Source organism: Streptomyces sp. NPDC002446 (genome assembly GCF_053595675.1).
The window spans coordinates 55,307-78,151 of record NZ_JBSFYC010000005.1 but is presented as its reverse complement, the minus strand read 5'-3'; the positions used below and the strand labels follow the sequence as shown (position 1 = coordinate 78,151).

Annotated in this window: 18 protein-coding genes; all 18 read right to left on the bottom strand. The window is 71.3% G+C overall.

The features are described 5' to 3' along the window. Positions 1–31: 31 nt before the first annotated feature. The 18 genes from ACWD6P_RS04990 to ACWD6P_RS04905 all read right to left on the bottom strand — a co-directional run bounded on the left by ACWD6P_RS04990 (position 32) and on the right by ACWD6P_RS04905 (position 22,663). Positions 32–1,168 carry a saccharopine dehydrogenase NADP-binding domain-containing protein gene (locus ACWD6P_RS04990; protein ID WP_451442615.1) on the bottom strand — a complete coding sequence of 379 codons (1,137 nt, stop codon included), beginning with the start codon at positions 1,166–1,168 and terminating at the stop codon, positions 32–34. Then, a complete protein-coding gene (locus ACWD6P_RS04985; protein WP_451442614.1) occupies positions 1,165–6,687 on the bottom strand; it encodes an amino acid adenylation domain-containing protein in 5,523 nt (1,840 codons plus the stop codon). Before ACWD6P_RS04985 ends, ACWD6P_RS04990 begins: the two co-directional genes overlap by 4 nt. Positions 6,688–6,791: 104 nt before the next feature. Then, positions 6,792–7,718, bottom strand: a complete 927-nt coding sequence (locus tag ACWD6P_RS04980) for a phosphorothioated DNA-binding restriction endonuclease (RefSeq protein ID WP_451442613.1) — start codon at positions 7,716–7,718, stop codon at positions 6,792–6,794. A 130-nt stretch (positions 7,719–7,848) separates the two neighbouring features. Further along, the gene (locus ACWD6P_RS04975) at positions 7,849–9,564 is read right to left on the bottom strand and encodes a fatty acyl-AMP ligase (protein ID WP_451442612.1); all 1,716 of its coding nucleotides are present in this window, start codon (positions 9,562–9,564) and stop codon (positions 7,849–7,851) included. Then, positions 9,561–12,293 carry an aminotransferase class III-fold pyridoxal phosphate-dependent enzyme gene (locus ACWD6P_RS04970; protein ID WP_451442611.1) on the bottom strand — a complete coding sequence of 911 codons (2,733 nt, stop codon included), beginning with the start codon at positions 12,291–12,293 and terminating at the stop codon, positions 9,561–9,563. The genes ACWD6P_RS04975 and ACWD6P_RS04970 overlap by 4 nt, the downstream gene beginning before the upstream one ends. A gap of 14 nt (positions 12,294–12,307) precedes the next feature. After that, entirely contained in the window at positions 12,308–12,550 is a 243-nt protein-coding gene (locus tag ACWD6P_RS04965; RefSeq protein ID WP_451442610.1) for an acyl carrier protein, read from the bottom strand. A gap of 37 nt (positions 12,551–12,587) precedes the next feature. Further along, the gene (locus ACWD6P_RS04960) at positions 12,588–13,091 is read right to left on the bottom strand and encodes a 4'-phosphopantetheinyl transferase superfamily protein (RefSeq protein ID WP_451442609.1); all 504 of its coding nucleotides are present in this window, start codon (positions 13,089–13,091) and stop codon (positions 12,588–12,590) included. A gap of 73 nt (positions 13,092–13,164) precedes the next feature. Next, positions 13,165–13,425, bottom strand: a complete 261-nt coding sequence (locus ACWD6P_RS04955; protein WP_451442608.1) for a hypothetical protein — start codon at positions 13,423–13,425, stop codon at positions 13,165–13,167. Beyond that, positions 13,418–14,266 carry an alpha/beta fold hydrolase gene (locus ACWD6P_RS04950; protein WP_451442607.1) on the bottom strand — a complete coding sequence of 283 codons (849 nt, stop codon included), beginning with the start codon at positions 14,264–14,266 and terminating at the stop codon, positions 13,418–13,420. Before ACWD6P_RS04950 ends, ACWD6P_RS04955 begins: the two co-directional genes overlap by 8 nt. Continuing rightward, complete coding sequence (locus tag ACWD6P_RS04945) at positions 14,253–15,257, bottom strand: NAD(P)H-dependent flavin oxidoreductase (protein WP_451442606.1); 1,005 nt, start codon at positions 15,255–15,257, stop codon at positions 14,253–14,255. Before ACWD6P_RS04945 ends, ACWD6P_RS04950 begins: the two co-directional genes overlap by 14 nt. Beyond that, entirely contained in the window at positions 15,257–16,084 is an 828-nt protein-coding gene (locus ACWD6P_RS04940) for a hypothetical protein (protein WP_451442605.1), read from the bottom strand. The genes ACWD6P_RS04945 and ACWD6P_RS04940 overlap by 1 nt, the downstream gene beginning before the upstream one ends. Further along, on the bottom strand, positions 16,081–16,326 hold the full coding sequence (locus ACWD6P_RS04935; protein WP_451442604.1) for an acyl carrier protein: 246 nt from the start codon (positions 16,324–16,326) through the stop codon (positions 16,081–16,083). The genes ACWD6P_RS04940 and ACWD6P_RS04935 overlap by 4 nt, the downstream gene beginning before the upstream one ends. Beyond that, the gene (locus tag ACWD6P_RS04930; protein ID WP_451442603.1) at positions 16,323–17,201 is read right to left on the bottom strand and encodes a diiron oxygenase; all 879 of its coding nucleotides are present in this window, start codon (positions 17,199–17,201) and stop codon (positions 16,323–16,325) included. Before ACWD6P_RS04930 ends, ACWD6P_RS04935 begins: the two co-directional genes overlap by 4 nt. Before the next feature lie 34 nt (positions 17,202–17,235). Further along, positions 17,236–18,213, bottom strand: coding sequence for a hypothetical protein (locus ACWD6P_RS04925; protein ID WP_451442602.1), 978 nt, complete (start codon positions 18,211–18,213; stop codon positions 17,236–17,238). 336 nt (positions 18,214–18,549) lie between these two features. Beyond that, positions 18,550–19,776 (bottom strand): acyl-CoA dehydrogenase family protein, encoded by a 1,227-nt coding sequence (locus tag ACWD6P_RS04920; RefSeq protein ID WP_451442601.1) that lies wholly within the window; start codon positions 19,774–19,776, stop codon positions 18,550–18,552. Positions 19,777–20,001: 225 nt separating this feature from the next. Beyond that, a complete protein-coding gene (locus tag ACWD6P_RS04915; protein WP_451442600.1) occupies positions 20,002–20,442 on the bottom strand; it encodes an SH3 domain-containing protein in 441 nt (146 codons plus the stop codon). 139 nt (positions 20,443–20,581) lie between these two features. Beyond that, entirely contained in the window at positions 20,582–21,346 is a 765-nt protein-coding gene (locus tag ACWD6P_RS04910; RefSeq protein WP_451442599.1) for a VOC family protein, read from the bottom strand. A 117-nt stretch (positions 21,347–21,463) separates the two neighbouring features. Then, positions 21,464–22,663 carry an FAD-dependent oxidoreductase gene (locus tag ACWD6P_RS04905; protein ID WP_451442598.1) on the bottom strand — a complete coding sequence of 400 codons (1,200 nt, stop codon included), beginning with the start codon at positions 22,661–22,663 and terminating at the stop codon, positions 21,464–21,466. Positions 22,664–22,845: the final 182 nt, after the last annotated feature.

The following is a 22,845-nucleotide window of genomic DNA, read 5'->3' as shown; positions in this document are numbered from 1 at the left end:
GTCCCGCCCGCCACCACAGGGCACGGACACCTCAGAGCACGCCCTCCTCCACCGCCTCCGCCGCGGCCGGGCTCCCGGTGCCGGCCCCGGTGACCACCTCCGTCTCGGTGACCGTCACCCCGGCCGCGCTCCCGCTCAGCCACTGGACCACCGCCCTCGGGTCGAGCACCGCCGAGGCCTGGTGCACCCCGTGCGGCAGCCGGCCGTCACAGACGGCCGCGGCGGCGAACGCCCCCACCAGACCGGTCAGTTCCGAACCGTCCACGGCGCGCACCACGGCGGTGCGCCGCACCGGCGTGCCCTCGTGGTCCCGGGCCTCCAGCGCTCCCCACACCAGGTGGTACGGCGTACGGCCCGCCACGTCCAGGGCGCTCGCCGCGACCAGCTCCGCCGCCCTGGCCTCCAGATGCCGCCCCGCGGGCCCTGCCGCCCGGGACCGGTTCAACACGTCGAGCAGCGCATGTCCGTCGAAGGCGTTGTACCACCGGGCCGCGTCGAGGCGCAGGGCCCGCGCCCGGCCCGCCGTCTCCGCCGTCAGATAGGGATACGCGACGAGCGGCCGCACCACTCCGGGCAGCCGGAAGTCCTCCTCGACCCGGAGCGCCCTCGGCACCACGCGGCCGCGCCACTCGGCCAGCGGCGTGCCGTAGTCGCGCTCCATGCTCAGCAGATAGTCGATGGCTCCGGTGCGGGTGAAGACTCCGAGTCCCGCATAGCAGCCGGTGAACCGGCCGCCGCTGGTCCCCTGCGCCAGAAGCCCGGGCAGCAGGCCGGACAGCCCCGGCGCCAGGCCCGCCGACAGGACGACCGTGCGCCCCTCCACCGGGCCGGGCGCGCTGCCGTCGTCCATGACGTCGACGTAGTCGGCGCCCTCGGCCAGCGCCGCGCGCCGTGCCCGGTCGAGCAGGAGGTAGGCGGGGCCCGAGCAGTTGAGCACGGTGCGGCAGCCCCGGCTGAAGGCCGCCAGGCTGCCGTCGTCCTCCGCGTCGACCGCCACGGCGTGCGCCGCCGCCCCGAGTCCGGCGGCGCAGGCCCGCGCGGCGTCGGGGTTCCGCCCGCCGACGCGCAGCCGGAACCGTCCCTCGGCCGCGAGCCGGCGCGCGGCGGCGGCGCCCACCGCGCCATAGCCTCCGATGATGCCGATCAGCGGCGCTTGCCCCGCCCTCATCCGCGCCCCTCCCGGACCTCGGCCACGGCCGCCGGCTCCGCTGCCCCGCCCGTGGTGAGGAGCGCCGCTACCGACGCGGCGTGCGGGGGCCGCACGCAGGTGAAGTGGTCGCCGGGCACGTCGACGAGGCGCAGCCCGCCGGTGCACACCTGCTGCCAGTACACCCCCATGTCGCGGTGCATCCCGGGGAAGATCTCCGCCTCGCCGACCTGGCGGACCAGCGTGGCCTGACCCGTGTACGGCGTCGCCCGGTGCGTGGCCACGGCGACCAGGCTGTGCTTGACGGCCCGGAAGACGCGGGCCAGCCGCTCGGGCGAGCTCAGCTGGGCGTCCTCCTGGGGCATGGCGGCGCCGATGGCCCGCAGCCGTTCCTCCTGGGTCCGGGCGGCCAGCGCCTCGAAGGCCCGCAGCGCCGCCGTCCCCTTCGCGCCGAGCACGTCGGGCGACGGCCCGGTCAGGCTGCCCTGCGGCACCCGGTCGCCGTACTCGGCCGTGACCGCGGTGACCAGCGCCCGGGTCGCCGACTCGTCCTGGGGGTAGCCGAGTGCGACGGTGTCGGCCCGCATCATGCGGGCGAAGATGTACTCGGCCAGCAGGTCGTCCTCGACGAGGTAGGGCACCCGGTAGCTGCTGATGATCGACACCTCGGTCACCTCGCCGCCGGCCGCGGCCATCCGGTCGGCCAGTTCGGTGACGAGCAGCCCGCCCATGCAGTAGCCGACGAGATGGACCCTGGTGTGGCCGTGGGCCAGCAGGGTCTCGGCGTAGCGGTCGGCGAGCGCGCCGATCACCGTTTCGGGGTCGGCGTCCAGATAGGCGTCCAGGTCGTCGACGACGAGTCCGGCGATCGGCACCTTGCCGGCGAGTTCCCGGATCAGCGCCCGGTACGGGCCGACCGTGCCGGTGCCGTCGTGCACCAGGACCAGCGTCGCGGCGCCGTCCGCTCCGCCGGGACCCGCGTCGATCTCCACCAGCGGCGAAGCCGCGCCGAGGCCTCCCGCGCCGCCCTGGGCACCGGCCGAGCGCAGCTGCGCGGCCAGTGCCGCGACGGTCGGCCGGTTCAGCACGGAGCGCAGCAGGTCGTCCCAGCTCATCCCGCCCGCCTGCGGCACCCGCTCGCGCATCCGGCCCACCAGCTGGGCGACCAGCAGGGAATCCCCGCCCAGATTGAAGAAGTTGGCGTCCCGGCCGACGGCGGGCACATGCAGCACCTCGGACCACAGGCCGGCCAGGGCGCGCTCCAGCTCGTCGGCGGGCGCGGCCCCGCCGTCCTGGTGGCCCTCTGCCGCCGCCGCGCCGGTCCACTCGGCGAGCCGTCCGCGGTCCACCTTGCCGTTGCCGGTCAGCGGAAGGTGATCGACCAGCTGCAGCTCCGCCGGGATCATGTACCCGGGCAGCCGCTCGGCGAGATGGGCCTGCAGCTCGTCGGGGGTGACGCCGACACGGTCGGCCTTGAACCGGGCCGCGAAGACCTGCTGCCCGATCTCCGCGAGCGCGCTGCCCTCCTCGGGCAGGCACACCGCCGTCTCGGCACCGGCCTCGCGCAGCAGGTCCAGCCACTGCCGCCGGGTGAAGAAGGTGGCGCCGCTCTCCGCACGCTCGTCGGTGAAGCCGGTGAGCCCGTCGTTGAACTCCATGGACGTCATACCGCGCCAGGTGTCGCGGGTGGCGTCGACGAAGACCAACCAGCCGCCCGGCGCGGCCAGTTCGCCGAGGCGCCGGAGCATCTCGTCGGCGTTGACGGCGTTGTGCAGGACGTTCGCGGCGAGGATGACGTCCGCCGAGTTGGGCGGGAATCCCTGGGCCCGGTGGTCCGCGTTGAGGTCGAAGAGGCCGTAGCGCACCCACGGGCAGTCCTGGTAGGCCTCCTGGGCCTCGTTGAGGAAGAAGTGCGACAGGTCCGTGAAGTGGTAGTCGACGAAGAGGTCCGCGAGCGCCGGTATCAGCGCGGCGCTGGTCCCGCCGACCCCGGCCCCGATCTCCAGGATCCGCAGCGGTCCACGGCCCTGGTGCGCCTGGGCGATCCCGCGGACGACCTCGATGACGGCGGCGTTGTTGTACCGGCTGATCAGGTTGTCGCGGTAGGCGGCCGCGGCGGTCTCCAGCCGTCCCTCGGGGAACAGCAGGTCCTTGAGCGGGAGTTCGCCGCTCAGCAGCCTCCCCAGGTTCTCCTCGCAGTCGCGGTGGAAGCGCACCAGCTCCGCGCCCCATCCGACGCGGGGCTCCAGGGTGTCGACGCGCTCGCGCACGGCCGCGCGGTCCTCGTCGCTCACCGGCGCCAGGCCGCGGTACGCGTCGCTGTCCGGGTCATGGGTGATCCGGCCCGCCGTCACCAGCGCGCTCAGCCATCGTCGTACGAGGTAGTGGTTCTCGGGGGCGGCACCGCAGGCGGCGGTGATCTCCTCGGCGGTGTGCCGGTCCCCGGCCGCCGCGAACAGGCCGCTGCCGCGCAGGAGCAGGGCCATCGCCTGGAGGGCGGACTCGTCGAGGGCCTCGCTCATCGCGCGGACGTCCGTCCCCTGCGCCGCCTCGTCGAAGCGTGCCTCGGCGGCGGCCCGGTGCCGGGCGGCCGCCGCGAATCCGGTGTCGAGAGGGGGGCGTTCGGTGCGTGCGGTCTCCGCGAAGGCCACCAGCTTGCGGCTCGGGCCTTCGCCGCGCACCACCGCCGCGGCCAGGTGCACCGCGTCATGCCCCTGGAGGACCGCCTCCACCTCGGCGAGCTCCACGCGGTGGCCGTTCAGCTTCACCTGGCCGTCGGCGCGGCCGAGGAACTCGATCTCCCCGTCGGCCATCCGGCGCCCCATGTCGCCGGTGCGGTAGAGCCGTTCACCGCTGTGCGGATGCTTGACGAAGCGTTCCTCGGTGCGGGCCTCGTCGCCGAGATAGCCGAGGGCCAGGCCGGCGCCGCCGATGTACAGCTCGCCCGTCACCTGCTCCGGGCAGTCCCGCATGAGGGTGTCCAGGACGCGGAAGGTCTGGTTGGCCAGCGGTCTGCCGTACGGGATGCTGCCCAGGGCGGGGTCGACGGTGGTGACGCGGTGGTGGATCGACCAGATCGCCGCCTCCGTGGCGCCCCCGAGGCTGACCACCTGCAGCCCCGGCACCCGCTGCCGCACCGCGTCCGGCAGCGTCACGGGGATCCAGTCGCCGGACAGCAGCGCCAGCCGCAGCCGGCCGGCGTCGAGCGCGGGCTGGGTCCGCAGGTACTCCTGCAGCATCTGCATCTGGGCGGGCACCGAGTTCCACACGGTCACGCCGTGCTGCTCGATGAGGGCGGCCCAGTGCGTGGGGTCACCGCGCCGCCCGGCATCGGGCAGGACCAGGGCGCCGCCGACCGCGAGGGGGCCGAAGACGTCGTAGACGGAGAGGTCGAAGCCGAGCTGGGCGAGGCCGAGCACCCGGTCGTCGGCGCCCACCCCGAAGCGGGCGTTGACGTCGTCCACGGTGTTCCGTGCCGCGGCGTGACTGATCATCACGCCCTTGGGGGTCCCGGTGGAGCCGGAGGTGTAGATGACGTAGGCCAGATCGTCGGGGTCGCCCGCCGCGGTCGCCGGAAGAGCGGCGGCCGGGGGCAGCGCGTCCACGACGACGGTCCCCGTACCGGCCGCAAGTGCGAGCCCCGGCGCCAGCCACGACTGGGTGAGCACCTGCCGCACCCCGGCGTCCGCGAGCACCGCGTCCCTGCGCAGGGCGGGCTGCGTGGTGTCGACCGGCAGATACGCGCCGCCCGCGAGGAGGACGCCGAGCACGGCGACGACCTGTTCCCACCCCTTGTCCATGACGATGCCGACGCGCTCGCCCCGCGTCACGCCCGCGTCGGTGAGGGCCGCGGCCACCGCCCCGGCCCTGCCGAGTAACTCGGCGTAGTCCAGGCGGCGTTCGGGTGTGATGACCGCCGTGCGGTCCGGGGTGCGCCGGGCCTGCGCCACGACCTCGGCGTGCAGCGGCTCCAGGGAGCGCGGGGCCTGTGTCGCGTTGACCCGCGCCAGCCGCTCGCGCTGGGCCCGCGGCAGCTCCACCGGGTCGGTGGCCTCCCACCCGGCGCCGCCCTCGGCCAGATGCCGCACCAGCTCGCAGAACGCGCCGAACATGTCCTCGACCACCCCGTCGGGGAACAGCCCCTCGCGTACGTCCCAGTGGACCAGGAGTCCGCCGCCGTCCTCCATGATCTGGCAGTCGATCCACACCTGCGGCGTCTGGGTGATGCCGTACACCAGCTCACCGCCCGGCATCAGGGACGGCGCGTCACCGCCGGCGGCGCCGCTGACCACGCTGGTGAAGGTGACCGGCATCAGCGCATCGGCACGGCCCCGGCGCCGGGCGATCTCGCGCAGGACCTCGACGCCGGAGCAGAGCCCGTGGTCCATGTCCTCCCAGAGGCGGGCCTGCGCAGCGCGGGTGCGTTCGAGGAGCGTGACGCCCTCGGTGAGGTCGACGGCGAGCAGGCTGGTGGAGCTGAAGTCGCCGATGAGGCGGTCGACCTCCGGGTGCAGCGGCAGCCGGTTCTGGACGGTGAGGCTGAGCGTGAACCGCGGCGAGCGGCTCCACCGCCCGAGCACCTCGGCGAACGACTGGAGCAGGGCGCCCGATGCGGTCACGCCCGCCGCGGCCGCCCGCTGGTCGAGGGCCTTCCACTGCTGCGGGGTCAGCCGCGTCCCGTGCCGCCGGAAGCGGGGCGGGGCGTCGACCGCGTCGGTGCGCAGGGGCAGTTCGGGGGCGGGCGGCAGGGAGTCGATCCGGTCCCACCAGTAGTCCCGGTCGCGCTGGTAGCGGCTGCCGTCACGGGCGCCGCGGGCCGCGAGGACGTAGTCGCGGAAGGTCAGCCGAGGGGCGTTCGCCGGAGCGGACCCGCTGCACAGCTCGTGCAGTTCGGCGAGCAGCATGCGGATGCTGCTGTAGTCGCAGATCAGCAGGTCGATGGCGATGTGCAGCAGCAGCTTCGCCCCGACGCGGGTCGTCCGCAGCTCGAACAGCGGCCACTGGTCGGTCGGCCGCACCTGGTGCGACATCGCGTCGCGGACCTCCTCGACGGCGCGCCGCTCCTCCTCGACGGAGCGGCCGCTGAGGTCCTGCGTACGGATCGCGTACCGCGGCACTTCGGGCAGCACCCGCTGGTGGCCCTCCGCGGAGACCACGGCGCGCAGCATGTCGTGCCGCTGGATCAGCTGGTTCCAGGCGTCCTCGACGGTCTCCTCGGCGCCGCCGGGCAGCTCGATCTCCAGGTAGCCGTGGCAGGCCACGCCCCCGTAGTCGAACGCGTCGCTGCGGCCCAGCAGATACGCCGCCTGGACGTCGGTGAGCGGGAACGGCTCGTGGCGCGCGCCGGGTTCGGGCACCAGGCCGGGGCCGAGCTCCCCCTCCTTGAGGTGGGCGAGCACCTCGCCCTTGTGGTCCCGCAGCCAGGCCAGGCGCTCCGGAGTGAGGGCCCCCTTCGGAGCCCGGTACCCCAGCCGTCCGTCCTCCTCGTACAACGTGACACCGAGGGCGGTGAGCTCGGCCACATACTCCTCGACACGCATATCGCTGCGCCTCTCTTTCCCCACGAAGATCACATTCCAGGCCCGCAGCAAGGCAGCTTCGCACGCGTGGCCTGGAGGGAATCTGGATGCGCGGGGCGGCGGGGCTATGCGGCGAGCTGAGCGGGGCGTTTGAAGACCTGGCGGCCGTGCCAGAGGACGAAGTCCGGGCCGGGGGACGGGTGTCCGGGACGGGGCGTCGCGAGCGGGCGGTCGTGGAGCGCGTCTATGGCTTGTCCGGCCGGGCTCCGGGCCACGTACCGCTGGGAGACCTGGATGCGCAGGCCGGCGGTGAGGCCGAGTACGCCGAGGTCGAAGAGGGTGTGGTGCAGTGCGCACAGCGCCAGCCCGTTGGCGACCTCGTCCGGGCCGTCCTGGCTGTGCCAGCGGACATGGGCCGCTTCGAGGCCGACGGGGTTGCGTCCGAGCGCGCCGTCGAAGCCGCACATCGCACAGGCGAAGGCGTAGGCGTGCAGGACCTCCTCGGCGAACCCCGCGCGGCGTGCCGCCCGCCGCTTTCGGGCCGCCGGCCGGCCGGCGGCGTCCTCGACGGCGGTGAGGTCCAGGCCGACCGCCGCGCAGACGGGCCCTTCCAGGGCCGGGGTGAAGTGCTGGTCGAGGAGGAGGCGGGCCGCGGCCGCGAGGGTCGCCGGGGCGGCCAGGAGCTGTTCGATGTGCGGATGCAGACGGCCGTGGGCGCCGCGCCGCCGCAGCAGGCTCCCCCGCTCCGGGGTGTCGGGGGCGAGGGGAGCGCCGTGCGCGTCGCGCAGCTCCCACAGTTCCCGCTCCAGGTGGACGAACGGCATGGCGGCCCGCTCGCGCGCCCGCCTCGGGTCGGCCATCGCGGGCCCGAAGTCGTTGATCAGGCGGCTGACGGGTTCCTCGGCCTCCTCGTACGCGACGGCCGTGCTGCCGGCGGCGGAGAACCGGCCGAGCAACCAGAGCAGGAGCAGTGGCTTGTGCGGGGCGCGGCGGCCGCCGATCTGCGCCCGGCGTACGGAGGCCAGCAGGCTCGTCAGCTCCTCGACCGTCATGCCGCCCACTGTGTCATGCGCAGCACCGCCTCGGGTTCCGGGCTGCGTTCGGGGGGTCACCTGCGCCGGGGCTCCGGTGGTACGGGGCGACCCGCGAAGGCCGCCCCGTCCCAGCGGAGCCTCAAGGCGGTCAGGAGCCGTCACGCCCGGCGAGCTCGCCGAGTCCGGCCCGCGCGACGAACAACTCGCGGGTCCTGGCCCGCTGGAGCTTCCCGCTGGTCGTCTTGGGGATGCTCCGCTTCGGAACCAGGTGGACCTCGGCGACGGGCACGCCGGTCCGGGAGCTGACCGCGGCGCGGACGGCCTGGCGCAGCGGCGCGTGCTGCTCGCTCTCCAGCTCCGTCTCGACGACCATGTGGAGTTCCTCGGAGTCGCCGTTCTCCGGCCGGTGTCCAACCGCGACGACGGCGCCCAGGCGCACACCGGGCACGGTCTCCGCGGCCTGCTCGAAGTCCGACGGGAAGTAGTTGGCACCGCGGATGATGATCAGGTCCTTGGCCCGGCCGGTGATCCGCAGGCCGCCGTCGCGCAGATAGCCGACGTCGCCGGTCCGCCACCAGTCCGGTGCGTCGATCGCCGCGGCGGTCTCCTGCGGGAGGTTGAAGTATCCCACCGTGCGCGAGGGGCTGCGGAACTGGACATGGCCGATCTGGTTCTCCCCCAGAACGTGGCCGTCGCCGTCCACGATGCGCACCTCCGTGTCGGCCACCGGCTCACCGCAGTCGACGATCTGCAGCGCGTCCGTGCTGTGCGGGTCGACATCGGTCACCCGTGCGTCGGCGACGGCGGTCTGCCGGTCGATGGAGTCGGACACCAGCGGCGCGTCCGGCCGTGTGGAGGTGATGACCAGTGAGGCCTCGGCCATCCCGTAGGCGGGTGTGAGCGCATGGGACGGCAGGCCCCATCGGACGAAGCGGTCGACGAAGCGCTGCACGGTGGCGGGCCGGATGGGTTCGGCTCCGCAGAGCGCCACGCGCCAGCTCGACAGGTCCACGCCGTCGAGTTCCTCGTCGCGTACCCGGGCGGTGACATAGCCGTAGGCGAAGTTCGGCGCGGCCGAGACCGCGCCGCGGTAGGTGCTGATGTGCCGCAGCCACTCGGCCGGTGCGCGCAGGAAGCGGGTGGGCGGCATGAGCACCGTGCTCCCGCCGGCGTAGACCGGGCACAGGATCCCCGTGATCAGACCCATGTCGTGGTAGAGGGGCGCCCAGCTGACCGTCGTGTCCGTGCGCGTCCAGCCGAGGGCACCGACGAACTGTTCGCAGTTGGCGGCCAGGTTGGCGTGCGAGATCATGACGCCCTTGGGCGTGCCCGTCGAACCGGACGTGCACTGGATCACCGCCAGGTCGTCGGTGCCCGGCAGGCGAAGGGGGTGCGCCGGCGCGTCACTGGCGGTGGCGCGTGCGTGGAGCTCGGCACCGTCGATCAGATGGGTGTCGCCGAGATCGGGGAGCGCCCCGATCACCGCTGCCGTGGTGACGACGGCGGCCGGCCGCAGATATCCCACGAGGTCCTTCAGCTGGCCCTCGAACCCGGCGGCACCCCCGAAGCGGACGGGTACGGCGATCGCCGTCGGCATGGCGCCGAGCAGCTGGGTTCCGAAGAAGGAGGTGAGGAACTGCGCGCCCGTCGGCAGGCAGAGCAACACCCGGTCACCGTGGCCGACGCCGTACTCCGCCAGGGCTGCCGCACAGCGCGCGGCGGTCTCGACGAGCGCGTCGTAACGCAGCGTCTCCTCTTTGCCGGGCTCCGGTATCAGCGTCACCCCCGAGGCGTCGGAGCCGCGCTCCGCCTCGGCGAACAGTGCGTGCAAAATACTCGGGAAACGCGGGCGAAGTGCGGTCATCCGATGTTCTCCTCGATAGCGCTGCTGAGCTGATCGACGATCCACGGCTGTACCGAGACGTCGTCAGAGACGATGCGGGCGGGGTGCAGCCCGTGGCGGACGGCCAGATCCCGGGCGGCCAGCACACCTGCCGAGGAGAGGCCGCCGTAGGACGGGCTCGGCGTCTCGGGCTCCAGGCCGAGCAGGATGGTTTCGGCCATGCAGGAGTACAGAATTCCCGGCGGCAGCGTGATGCCCGGGAAGTGCGGAGTCTGCGCGCCCGGCAGCTGGATGCGACCGCCGGACACCAGATCGACGTTGGACACGCCGGCCACCGCTGGGTGGACGTCGCCGGGGACCGCGAGATCACAGACGAGGACCTTCCGGTCACCGGAGAGGTGGTGCGGCAGGATCACCGGGTCCGCCGAGTTGGTGGCGCTGACCACGATCGGGCAGTCCCGCAGCGCGTCGAGGTCCTCGGCTATCGAGACGTCCACCAGGTGGGAGAGCCGGTCGGCGACCGTGGCGAGCCGCCGCGCCGAGCCGGGCCGGCCGACCAGCACCATCGAATCGCAGTGCGGGGCGATGAGTTCGGCCATCACCGCGCCGATGTTGCCGATGCCGCCGACGATTCCGACCCGGCGTTCGTCGACGCCGGATTCGGCCAGCTTCAGCTGGAGCAGGTCGTAGGCGCAGGCGGCGGTCAGCGAATTGCCCGACGTCACCCTGATGTCGCTCTCCACCACGTCCCGCGCGGCGTTGGTGACGATGGAGGTGTGGCCCCCGAGGCCGATGACCTCGGCGCCGAGCGAGACCCCCAGTTCCACCGCGTCGAGCACCGTGCGGCGCAGCCACGCCCCCTGACCGGCCCGCAGCGCGGTGTTGGCCTGGGCGGCGGTGAACGGCGCCGCCACCATGATGATCTCCACCTCGCCCTGGGCCTCGGAGGCGATGCGGTGCCGGGCGACCTCGAACGGGTCCAGTTCGCCCCACATCCGGTCGAGCGCCGCCGCACACTGTGCGTCCGACCAGTCCGCCAGCTCCGGCGCCATGGACCACAGTTTGCTCGGGACGTCCAGGTTGGCGAGGAACGCGACGCGCGGAACGCCGGCCCGCTTCCCGCTGCGCTGTACCGGCCGGTCGCGGCGCGGCAGCGGGACGTGCTGTCGCGGCTGCCACGCGCCGGCCGCCGGTACGGTCAGATGCTCCAGCAAGGTCGCGTAGTCACCGTGCGAGAGCAGGCGCGCGACGTCGTCGAACGCGGCGGCGACGCGGTCCACATCGGCCGGCTCCAGCAGCGCGGACGGCTGCACACGGACGGTCGTGGGGGCGGACAGAGTGGGGATGACCCTGATCCGGTGCGTGTGCAGCAGACGGCCGGCGATCAGGTAGCCGAGCGACTCGGAGTCGATCGCCTCGCGCAGCAGGCCCGACTCGGGCTGCGGCAGCGCGAATTCGATGCCCAGGAGCAGTCCGCGTCCCCGCACCTCGACGACGGCGTCCGGCCAGCGCGCCGCGACCTGCGCCAGGCGCTCGCGCAGCAGGGTGCCCGTCTCGACGATGCGGTCGCGATAGGCGAAGGAGAGGTCCAGCGCGGCCGTCGCGATCCGCGACGAGAAGTCGTCGTCGGCGAAGGTGGAGGTGTGGTGGCGGCCGAACTCCGCCACATACCGCTTCTCGTCGATCAGCAGCGCCGAGATCTTGGCCAGCCCGCCCCCGAGGGACTTCGAGAACAGGTAGTAGTCGGCGACCACACCGGAGTCCTCGGAGGCCAGGAAGGTGCCGGTGCGTCCCATGCCGCACTGGATCTCGTCGAACACCAACGCCGCCTCGTGCCGGTCGGCCAGCTCGCGCAGGGCGGCGAGGGTCTCGGCCGGAACCTCGCGCACCCCGGACTCGCCCTGGACGGGTTCGACGAAGCAGGCGGCCAGCGGCGACAGATGGCGTACGGCGGAGTGCGGCACTCCGGCGGCGTCGACCCTGACCGAGTGGACCGGAACGCGTTCGGAGTCGAGCGCGGTCACCACTTCCCGCGGCGTCCAGTCGTGCAGCCGCCGGTGCCGCGGTCCCGGTACGTGCAGATCCGCCGGCACGTTCCCGCCGTGCGTCAGCGTGCCGGCGGCGGTCGTCTTGCCGTGGAACGCGTTCCGCAGCGAGACGAAGACCGGATCGGTCGCCCGCATCTCCGCGATCTGGTCGAGGGACTCGCTCAGCAGCTCCGCGCAGGGGCGCCCGGCCGCGGGCCCGCTCGCGCAGGGGACGTCCGCGAGCCCGTCCCGCCGCACGCGCCGCAGGGCCAGTTCGAGATCCTCCTGCAGTGCGCCGAGCCGCCGCCGGCGCTCGACCGTGGCGTGTTTGACCGCGGCTTCCACCGCGTCCGCGCCGGTGCTGCCGAGGGTGACCACGTAGCTCGCACCGGTCGTGGCGCCGACGATCTCGGACAGCCGCTCCGCCAGCTCGGCCGCTCCGGGACGGATGCTGGCCTGCGCGTTGAAGGGGGTCTGTTCGTCGAAGCACCGCCGTGCCACTTCCAGCAGCGCCGGGTGGTTGTGCCCGAACAGCGACGAACCCGCACCACCGACCAGGTCCAGCACCTGGTCGGTGGAGTCGGCGTGGCCGGCTCCGTCCGGCGCTTCCCGGGTCAGGTGGTCACCCTGGCCGGCTCGGTAGATCACATCCAGATTGAGTGCACGGAAGAGCCTGGCGAACTCGGGCCGGGCGTATCGCGCGAAACCAGATTCGGCGTTCATGGGTCACTGTCCCCCTACCTGGCCCGCGCGGTCAGCGACGCGGTGATCTGGTCCACGACGTCACGCAGTGTCTGCATCAGAGCTGCCTGCTCGTCGGAAATGTGCACATCAAACTTGCCTTCCATTTCGACTATCAAATCGATAGAGCGAATGGAATCGAGCCCGTAGTCCACCAGCGGGACTTCGGGGTCGAGTTCGGGTACCTGTAGTCGGTTACGGAAAAGTTCATCGACGATCTTGAAAATATCGCGATCCATTGCGTTCTCTTCTCCCATTCGAGGTGAATCGCACATTTCACCTCCGTATCGCCAAGGCGAACGAAAGATCTGCCTCCGAATGAACCCACACCGGTACCGGTTCGTCGCGGTACGACGCGATCAACGCACCCTCGGACGGGCTGAGTTCGATCCACCAGAACAGAAACTCGCCCAGCGCGCCGTTTCCGTTCATGGCCTTGAAAGCTGCTTCCTTGGCGGCGAACAGCTCACGGGGGGTGTACTGCCCGGCCGGTGGGAGCAGCTCGTGCCGCTCCCGCTCACGAAGGACGAATGCGGCCACGCGAGGACTGATGACCGCGGTCTCGATGTCGACACCGACCGCCTCGGCACCGGGGACCACCACCGCGACCGCCAGGTGATCGGTGTGGGAGATCGAACCGGCGAATCCCCGCGGGAAGCGCGGCCGGCCACCGGCCTCACGGGGCACGATCCGCTCGGCGGACCCGGCACCGGCCAGCGCCGCGGCGGCCGCGCGACGACCTGCCGCGAACTGCTGAGCCGGCCCATGGGGCCAGGGCACCGGGCGCCACTCCATCGACGTACGCGGTGCGACTCCCGCGGGAACCGCCAGCTCAACAGCCACCGTGCGGCCTTCAGTTGCGCAGCGACACGACGTGCCCCGCCAGCGAATCGATCGAGCGCAGCACCTCCGGCTGGACGTCGTCCTCCCATTCAAAGCCGAACGCGTCCTCCATCGCCACCAGCAGACTCACCAGTGCGGTGGAGGGCACCCCCGCCTCGCGGAGCGACACGGTGTCCGGCACGCCACTGACGAAGCTGTCACCGCCGAACAGATCGACCAGCAGTTCGCGGATGCGCTGCCGGACCTCGGCTTCCACCACCGTGTCAGACATGCGATTCCGCTTCTTCGATGAACTTGCGGACGATCGCCTGGAAGCCCTCGGGGTCGTCGAGGAACGGCACATGGCCGGCCTTCGGCATGAGTTCGAGGCGCCCCTTCGGGAAGAGATCGGCCAGTTCCTGTCCGCGCGTCGGGCTCAGCAGGATGTCGTCGTCACCGAGGACGACCAGGGTGGGCACGTCGATGCGGGACAGCAGCTCGGGGCTGGTCTCACCCTGCAGGGCGAGATTCAGACCGTTGGTGAGCTCCTCCACGGTGTTCATCGCCAGGAAGCTCTCCCGCAGCCCCAGGAAGCCCGGCGTACCGGATTCCTCGTTCATGTCCCCGCTGATCACCTCGGGGTACATGTGGTTGTACAGGGCGGCGACCCCGTGGCTCTTCAGCGTCAGCAGCCACGCCCGCTGCAGCTGCCGGTGGCGCCGCATGCCCCGCAGGCTGAGGGCCGGGCCCGCCAGCACCAGTCCCCTGACCCGGTCCGGGTACTGCAGCGCCACGTCCCGGGCGAGCTGGGTGGAGGCCGACGTGCCGATCAGATAGGTCGACTCGATCTCCAGCGCATCGAGCAGCCCGATCACATCCGCCGCGTGCTCCGCCCAGGTCGGCTCGTGCTCGACGCGCGACGACGCGCCGTGGTTGCACAGGTCGTAGCTCAGAACGCGGTGGTTCTGGGCGAGTTCCCCGGTGTACTCCCGCCAGAACGGACTGGTGATGAAGAAGTTGTTGAGGGCCGTGATGGCAGTGCCTTCGCCGCTGGACTCGTAGTAGAGCTCGACACCCTCCCTGGTGCGAATTCGCGGCGTGTCCTCGCGGTATTGCAGATCACCGGCTGACATCGCTTTCCATCCTTTGCTCGTTCTTGATGACTTCGGCGTCCCGGAGGACACCCGCGAACTCGGCAACGACATCGGCCGCCGGGTTCTCGTCGGAAAGGGCACCGCAGGACAGCCCGCAGTACATCGCCATCTCCTCGATCCGGCCGCTGGTCGCATCGGTCGGCACCGCTGCACTGAACCGCGGCACCAGGTAGGGCTTTCCCTCGACCACCGTGCGGCCGATGAATTTCTTTGCCTGCCCCGGGTCGCCGGTCACGGACGTCGCCAGCACACGGTGCCGCCGGCCCGGCCATCCGATCTCGTAGACATCGGTGATCACGGTGTCGGTCCCGGCAGCGGCGGTCACCGCCGCCTTGAAGGAGGAGTGGGCCCGCGATTCGTTCGCGACGACGAAGGCGGTGCCGAGCAGTACGCCGTCGGCTCCGGCGGCGAGTGCCCGGCCGGCCTCGTCCGGCGAGCCGATCCCGCCCGCGGCGACGAGGCAGGCGCCGGGCAGCCGTGCGCGCAGCGCCGCGACCAGTTCGTCGCGGTGCGAGGTACCGAGGAGATGCCCGCCGGCCTCGATGCCCTGTGCCACCACCACGGCGCCCCGCTCGGCCGCGTGCACCCCGTCCTCGACGGTCCCGATCTGGACCACCAGGCGCCGGCCCGCCGCGACGACGCGCTCGAACACCGCGTCGTCGGGCATGCCGAACAAGGACAGGTACACATGGTCCGGCGTCTCGTCGAGCACCTGCGCCACCTGGCGGTCGAGCTCGTCCGGCCCGACCACCTCCGGAATCAGGTTCACGCCGACGGGCCGGTCGGTACCCGCGGTCAGCCTGCCGAGCATGGCCGACAGCGCGCCGTCCACCAGCTTGTAGCCGCCCGCACAGCCTGCCGCGCCGGCGTTGGACACCGCGCACGCCAGCTCCGCGCCCGCGACACCGCCCATGCCCGACTGCAGCAGGCTCACCTCCGTGCCGAGCACCCCTGACACTGTGGCGCGCATCAGCCCAGGCTCTCGACCGCGGACACCGCGTCGGCGGCGCTGCCGAACCGCTCGGTCAGGGTGTGCACCCACCGCTCCAGGCCGAAGGCGAGGCAGCTGGTGTGTGCCGTGGCGTCGCCGGCCTGGATGGCGCACCGCTCGCCGAAGAAGTTCCGGTGGTAGTTGACCGAGCCGATCGCCAGGCCGTTGACGACGAACTCCTCCTTCACCGGGAAGAGCCGCTGCATCTTCGCCTTACCGCTGTTCTTGTCGAAGAACGGGTCGGTGGCGACCTCGAGTTGCAGGTCCAGCCCGAGTTCGGCGCACAGGGACACCACGGCGTCCTTGGCGCGGAGCAGATGGTTCTTGGCGTCGTCCTCGGGTCCGATGCAGACGATCTCCCGCATGGAGAAGCCGAGCAGGCGCTGCAGGCCGTCGTAGTGGTTCTCGTTGCGGAAGCACGTGCCGAGAGTGGTCCGCATCGTCCCGCCGGCGGGCAGTGTCGCGCCGGCCAGATCGACGTAGATGGCGTAGCACGCCGCCGAGGGCAGTGCGAACCCGCTCGCCTCCATCACCTCGGTCGGGATCCGGTCCAGCGGCCGGGACGCCTCGGCCAGCAGGGTGCCCACGCGTTCCGGATCGAGCCGGGTGGCGGCGAGGCCCAGATGCGGGAAGTTGTCGTAGTAGTCGAACTTGTCGAGGTCCTGGCACCGCATCAGGAACGGGAACCGGAACTCCGGAGCCTCCCAGCCGTCGGCGAGGCGCCGGAACACGCTGTCGACGGCCCGCAGCAAACGCAGCTGGTCGCCGTCGAGAACGCTCAGGCCGTTGTCGGTCGCTGTGGTCATCGTGCCGCTTTCCGCTGGAAGAATCGTGCTTCGATGGCGTTGAGGGTGCGGAAGTCGTCCAGGTCCAGGTCCTCCGGATCGATCGACTCGCCGGTCAGCTCCTCGAGCAGGAAGATGAACTCCACGAAGGCCAGCGAGTTGATGGCCCGGCTGTCGACCAGGTCCAGCTCGACGGGCACCTGGTCGAGCTTGGGGTTGCGGCCCAGGATGAACTCCTGGACGGCCTGCATCGGATCGGTCATTTGACGATTTCCCTACCGACGCCCGCCTTGGAAAGGAACTTCCTGGTCCGCTTCAGCACCTGGTCGTGCGCCTCCGCCCGGGCGGGGTGCTCCAGCGCGCGCCGCCGCAGCGCCAGCGCGTCCGGGATGCCCGCGTCGCGGTAGGCGGCCGGGTTGTAGAGGGTGCCGATGCTGTACTGCAGGTAGTTCTCGAGGTACTCGGCGACCACCGGCACCTCGGCCGGATCGCGCTCGGCCACCTGGCCGAGCAGATTGACGAAGATCATCCGGCCGAACGCGACATGCCGGCTCTCGTCCTGGTGGTGCACCCGGTTGATCTCGCGGGCGATGGGCGGCAGCGACTGGTCGGTCGCCATGTGCGCGTTGTAGTAGTCGACGATCTCCTCGAAGATCAGGATGCGCGCGAAGACGATCAGCTCGCGGGCCACCGGCGAGAGGTGCTCGACCGAGTCGGCCTTCAGCGTCGGCTGCGCCGGATACAGCTTGCCGCCGTAGCGCAGGCAGAACTGCGCGAAGAACCACATGTGCTCGTTTTCCTCACCGATGAAGTGGTGCAGGAACTCCGAGACGTTCGCATAGGTTCGCTCGTGGATGCGCATCACGACTTCGCTCATCAATTCACGGATTCCGTGAATATTGAGGCTGAAGAAGTTGATCGCCTCGTACCTGGTCAGCGCGATCTGCTGCTCGCGGGTCAGCTCGTCCCACATCGGCGTGCCCGCCAGCGTGGTCAGGCTCTCGCTCATCCACGGCAGGTCGGGCTCGATCGCGTCGGGCCAGTCGAACATCGTGTACGGGTTGTAGTAGCCGGATTCGGCCAGGTTCTCCAGCCGGTCAAGATTCAGCAGGACCGGCTCTATCTCGCGTACCGCCATTTTCACTCGTCTTTCCCCGTGGAGTGGTCCAGAATCAGATTTGACGCACTGCACGAATATCTGCGCGCACCTGGATCGGCAGCCGTGAACCACATTCGTGATAGCCGAAGGACGCATTACCGGAAGCGGTGGACGGAATCACCTTGTTGTAGATCGATCCGAGGCACAGTTCCTGGAAAGCCTCGGTGTTCATCGGCAGTCGCGCGGCCAGCTGCGCCTTGGCGATGTCGACGGTCTTGAACGCACCGTCGTCGTCCTCGACCTCGACGCACGCGTGCGGCAGGTCGAGGGCGCCGCCCAGCACACCGCAGAACCAGCCTCGTTTCGCTTCGGCCCGGTACCCGGCCGCACGGAAGCGCTCGGCCAGGAACAGGCTCGCCGCGATACAGCTCGTCGCGCCGAGGGAGTGCACCAGCTCGTGGTCGGCCTGCATGGAGACCGGGATCATCTGCCAGCGGTAACCGGCGTCCAGGTACTCGCGGGTGAGCCGCCGCAGCACCGGCGAGGCCAGTGGAGTGCGCGCGCCGGTCGTGGTGACCGTCGCCGCGTACTGCGCCGACCCCGCACTCGCCTCGGGCACCGTCACCTCGGCGACCTGCCCGCCGAACCGGACGGCATCCGGCGCCTCGAAGCGCCATGGCGCTTCCCCGGCGCAGTCGGCGCATTCCAGCTGGACCCGGAAATCCCAGGACTTCGCGCGCAGCAGATCGTCGACCGGCCGGCCGGCGAACCGGAAGAGCATACGGAAGGCAAGCTCCGGCTGCGTCGTCCGTTTGTTCGAATACATGCCGAGGTTGTACAGATCGTTCGCGTCGAAGTGCCGCACCCCGGACCGGTCCTCGAACGGCAGACCCGCATCGACCAGCCTGTCGATATCCGCCGGTTCACAGCCGAGCATGTCCCGCGCCACGGATTCCGACTGGACCCTGCTGGAATACTCCGCCGGAATGAATTCGATGGAGTCCGCCACTTTTTCCCAGGACACATCCGCGGTTGCAGCTCCGTGCAGCACAGCCCATCTCCCCCGACGAAAAAGAAGCACCGATGGCCAACGTACGCCATCGATCCATACCAGTGTAAATATTCTGCCAATTCCGGCTCTGGTCCGGATTCCAGGAAGCGATACCGACATTAGCAGCCGGATGCCGCATCCGGACATATTCACTTCACATTCGTCCCTGTGCGTTTTACATGCACGGAATGGAAAAAACCAATGCTTGACAGGGACAAATCCAGGACCCCGGCGCGGCCGTCCGCCGCCCGGTTCACAGGGAAAGGGTGCTGCCCGGCGGCATGCCGACGCCCCGCCGCGCGGCCGAAACGCGCGACGGGGCGGGTGGGGGGCAGGTCAGCGTCGTACCCGCGGCATCCCGAGGCCGATCCACGAGATGATCTCGCGCTGGATCTCGTTGTTGCCGCCGCCGAAGGTGAAGATGACGGCGGAGCGGTAGCCGCGCTCCAGTTCGCCGTGCAGTACGGCGCCGGCCGAGCCCTCCTTGAGCGGGCCGGCCGCGCCGACGACCTCCATCAGCCAGGCGTAGGCGTCCCGCCGGGCCTCGGAGCCGTAGACCTTGACCGCGGAGGCGTCCTGCGGGGAGAGCGCGCCCTGCTGGAGCGCGTCGACCATCTGCCAGTTCATCAGCTTCATGGCGTCCAGCCGGGCATGGGTACGGGCCAGCCGCCCGCGCACCCAGCCCAGGTCGATGACCCGGCGGCCGTCGGCGAGCTTGGTGTCGGCGGCCCAGCGCTGGACGTTGTGCAGCGCGCGGATGGCCATGGTGCCGTGGGCGGCGAGGGTGACCCGCTCGTGGTTGAGCTGGTTGGTGATGATCCGCCAGCCCTTGTTCTCGTCGCCGACGCGGCGGGAGGCGGGGACGGTGATGTGCTCGTAATAGCTGGCGGTGGTGTCGTGCGAGGCGAGGGTGTTGATCACGGTGCACGAGTAGCCGGGGTCGCTGGTGGGGACCAGGAGCATGGTGATGCCCTTGTGGGGCGGGGCGTCCGGGTCGGTGCGCACCGCGAGCCACACCCATTCCGCGGTGTCCCCGTTGGTCGTCCAGATCTTCTGTCCGTTGACGACGTAGTGCCCGGTCTCCGGATCGCCCTCGCGTACGGCGCGGGTCTTGAGGGCGGCCAGGTCGGTGCCGGCGTCCGGTTCGCTGTAGCCGATCGCGAAGTCGATCTCGCCGGAGAGGATCCTGGGCAGGAAGTAGGCCTTCTGCTCCTCGGTCCCGAACTGCATCAGCGTCGGTCCGACGGTGTTCAGCGCCATCAGGGGCAGCGGTACGCCCGCCTGTGCGGCCTCGTCGAAGAAGATGAACTGTTCCATCGGGGTCATCCCGCGCCCGCCGAACTCCTTGGGCCAGCCGACGCCCAGCCACCCGTCGGCACCCAGGCGGCGCACGGTCTCGCGGTAGAAGCGCTTGTGGTCCGCGGCGGAACCGGCGAGGGGGCTTGCTTCGGTGTCCTTGCGGTCACGGGGGAGCGCCAGGGCGTGGTCCGGCACCAGACCGGCGAAGTAGGTGCGCAGTTCGGCGCGCAACTGCTGCTGCTCGGGGGTGTATTCGAGGTGCACGGCCCCTCCAGTTCGTCCGGTCCGGTCGTCCGGTCCGACGGTGGCGGCGTCCTGACGGTCCGTCGGATGACGGGATCGAGGGGCACAGTAGAACTTGTTGCAGAAATACGGAAGGGGGCGGAACCGGCGCACCGGGCGCCGGGGACGGCGGGCGGCCCTGGTGCACATCGAGGCCGGCCCGGCGCGGCACCCGCGGGTACCGGGCCGGGCCTCAGCCGGGCGCCATCAGCCCATGGCGTGCTTCGCCGGGTTGTTGCTGCCGCCGGGCTGGAGCCGGCCGCGCTGCACGTCCTTGCAGTACTTGACGTGTCCGGTGTTGGTCACGTACTTCGCCGCGATCCAGGACGCCCGCTCGTCGCGGGTGAGGTACCAGACGCTGTTGCCGCCGACGCTCTGGGTGCGCACCTTGCACACCAGGCCGATCTGCGCGCGGTGACGGAAGAAGCCCCGCACGGAGGAGTCCGTGCTGGGGTACTGACGCGCACTCAGACCCATCTTCGTGGTGACAATGCCGTACGGCTTCGCGGAGCTGACGGGTCCGGGCGTCGTCGCCTGGGCCGGGGCCGCGGTGAACAGCGTCGCGCCGACGGCGACGGCCGCGGTCAGTGCGCCCGCACCGGCTGCGAGCTTCTTGCCTCGGGCCACGAGGATTTCGGTCGTGGACATAGGGGGTCTCCTGTTCTTGACGCGCAATGCCACCCATTGGCGCGAAGTGGACATTACGCTCAAAAAACCCCCGGAATGGGGTGAAACGACGAACAGGCCGCCGTTCGTGTGACAGTACGAGGGGTGACGGCAGAAGGGGTCAGCCCTCGGTGCCGACGCGGTGGATACCGAAGGAGGCGCCTTGCGGGTCGCGGATCACGGCGATCCGCGGCCCGTCGGGGACGTCCGTCGGCGGCACCAGCAGCATGCCCCCGGACTCGGCGGCCCGGGCGGCCGTCTCGTCGACGTCGGCGACCGCGAAGTACGGCAGCCAGTGCGCCCTGACGTCCTCCGGGTAGAACTCGTCCAGCGCGCTCATACCGCCGAAGTCGGCGCCGTCGAGGCCCCACTGCGGGTAGTCCTCGTGCGTGCCGACGGTCCAGCCGAAGACGCCCGTGTAGAAGGCCTTGGCCGCCTCCTCGTCCCGGGTGGCGAGCTCGACCCAGCCGAGCGAGCCCGGCGCGCTGAGCACCGCGGCACCGGCGAACGACCGGGCCTGCCACACCTCGAAGACGGCGCCCTCCGGGTCGGCCAGCACGGCGAAACGGCCGAGGTCGAAGACGTCCGCGGGGGCCTTGACCTGCCGCCCGCCGGCCCGGGTGACCGTGGCGGCCAGCGCATCGGCGTCCCGTGTCGCGAACGACACGGTCCAGGCGGTCGGCTGGCCGGGGACCGACAGCGGGGCCAGCGCGGCGACCGGGGCGGCGCCCAGGTACAGCACCGTGTATCCGCCGGCCTCGGCGCGCGGGTCGGTCTCGGCGCGCCAGCCGAAGACCTGACGGTAGTACACCTTGGCGGCGTCCACGTCCGAGGTGCCCAGCTCCACCCAGCACGGGGCGCCGGGTGCGGGCTCAGTGATCTTCACGGTGTTCCGTCCCTCCGCGCCGGGCCGTGGCCGGGCCGCGGTCGCGCCCGTGCGCAGCCGGCCGCTGTCCGTACGCTGCCGATCGTGCGACGGGCGCGACGGAGCCGCAACCGGAGGTCAGTCCCCCCGCTGCCCGGCCATCCGGCGCAGATGGCGCAGCGATCCCTGCGGGGCGTCGGGGGCGATGGCGTTGGCCAGGCCGCGGGCGGCCGCCTCGGCGGCCCGTGCGGAGCGGGGCAGCATGGCCGCCTCGTAGGCGCGTACCGCCGCGTCGAGGTCGTCGCCGTGGGCGGCGACGGCCTGGGCGAGTTCGCAGCCGTCGAGCATGGCGAGGTTGGCGCCCATGCCGGAGAACGGCGTCATCAGATGCGCGGCGTCGCCGAGCAGCGTCAACCCCTCGGTGTGCGGCCAGGTGTGCGGCACCGGCAGCGCGAACAGCGGCCGGTTGACGAACCCGCCGTCGTTCTCCCGCAGCAGCGCCAGCAGCCGCTCGTCCCACCCCGCGAACGCGTCGAGGAGTACGGCGCGCACCGCCTCGGTGTCCGCCAGGCTCACCCCGGCCGCCGACGCCCAGTCCTCGGATCCGCGGAAGGCGGCGTAGCAGCGGATATGGGCGTGGCTGTTGCGCTGGGCGATCAGCGCCCGGTCGGCGTGGGACGCCATCATGCTGCCGTTGCCGACGAGCCGGGCGATGTCCGGGTGGCGGGCGTCGGCGTCGTCGAGCCCGAACTCGACGAAGGTGACGCCGGAGTAGTGCGGGGTGGCGTCGGAGAGCAGCGGCCGCACCCGGGACCAGGCGCCGTCGGCGCCGATGACCAGGTCGAAGGCCTCGGTGTGGCCGTCGTCGAACTCCGCCTTGTGGCGCCCGTGGCCGAGCGGGTGCAGGGTGCGCAGGTAGTGGCCCCAGCGGACCGTGCCGGGTGCCAGGGAGTCCAGCAGCAGGCGTCGCAGCAGGCCGCGGTCGATCTCGGGGCGGTCGGCCCCTCCCCCGGACTCCGTCCTGGGGGTCCCCCCAGCGCTACCCCCAGGTGCCGGCGCGTGCCGGAAGAGCACCGTGGCGGTGTGGTCGAGCAGCCGCATCTCCTGGCCCTCGGGGCGGGCGACGGCGGCGAACTGCTCGTACAGACCCGCCGCGTGCAGCGCCTGCTGACCGGTCGTCATCTCCAGGTCCAGTGTGCCGCCTTGCGGGCGGGCCCGGTCGGACGCCTCATGTTCGTAGACGGTGACCGCTACGCCGTGCCGCTGCAGTACGCGGGCACAGGTCAGCCCGCCGGGGCCGGCGCCGATGATCGCGATTCGGGGAGGTGTGGGGTTCATGCCACCAGAAAAGCACAGCGGATAAGAAAGTGCAACGGATACACTTTTTGAGTCGTGCAACCGAGGGAAACGCCCTGGCGACCGCGGCCCGACGGGTCGCAACCGGGCCAATCACCCCAGGTCAGGAGCGTCTTGGGCACAGCCGGGTAATTGATCGCCGACAAAACGGGTAGTTGATCGTT